1 protein-coding gene is annotated in these 711 nt (G+C 38.5%); it reads left to right on the top strand.

What is annotated here, in order from left to right:
* Positions 1-711 (top strand): fasciclin domain-containing protein (locus tag AB5935_RS25535; RefSeq protein WP_368327822.1); only part of this gene is annotated, 711 nt, incomplete at both ends.

Below are 711 nucleotides of genomic sequence, written 5' to 3' on the forward strand. Positions count from 1 at the left end.
TCCTTATACCCTCTTAAAGTCCGCTTTAGATGCGACGGGGTGGGGAACCGAGTTGAACATTATCTATGATGAACTGAAAAATGATCAGGGACAAACTATCAAGCAGAAACGTAATTATACACTGTTGGCTGTAACGGACGATGTCTTCCATGATGCAGGTGTCAATAATCTGGCTGATTTAACACAACTGTTGGGAGCAAGTAGCGACTATACTAATCCGGAGAATGCATTGTATAAATATGTAGCCTATCATATTCTGACCGGAAGTTATGACTTGAACAACTTGCAGAGTTTCGACAGTGAAAATGCGACTTCTAAGATATGGAATACATCGTGCAAAGGAAATGTGGTAAGAATAAGTCAAGAGGAAGATCGAAAATTCTATTTGAACTATCAGGACGAAGCAAATAAAGCTGTCTTTGTGGAAGACGCTTGTAATTTGCAAGCTAAGAACGGCTATATTCATCAGGTTTCCACTTACCTGCCGATTGCGGATGTAAAACCGGAAACAGTATTGTTTGATGTATGTAATTTCTCTGCTATCAAAGACTGGATTGCAGACGGTCATGGAGAGGAGGGGATTAAATTTCAGGAATCATTTGGAACGGCAGAGAAGAAATGTGACATCTCAGAACTCAATTGTTATGAATATGAACTAAAGAATCCATCAGGAGCTTTTGATAAATATTATAATATTACCTATTTTACTAC

Origin of the sequence: Phocaeicola sp. RTP21198st1_B8_RTP21198_201120, from assembly GCF_040929485.1 — a bacterium.
GTDB lineage: Bacteria > Bacteroidota > Bacteroidia > Bacteroidales > Bacteroidaceae > Phocaeicola > Phocaeicola dorei.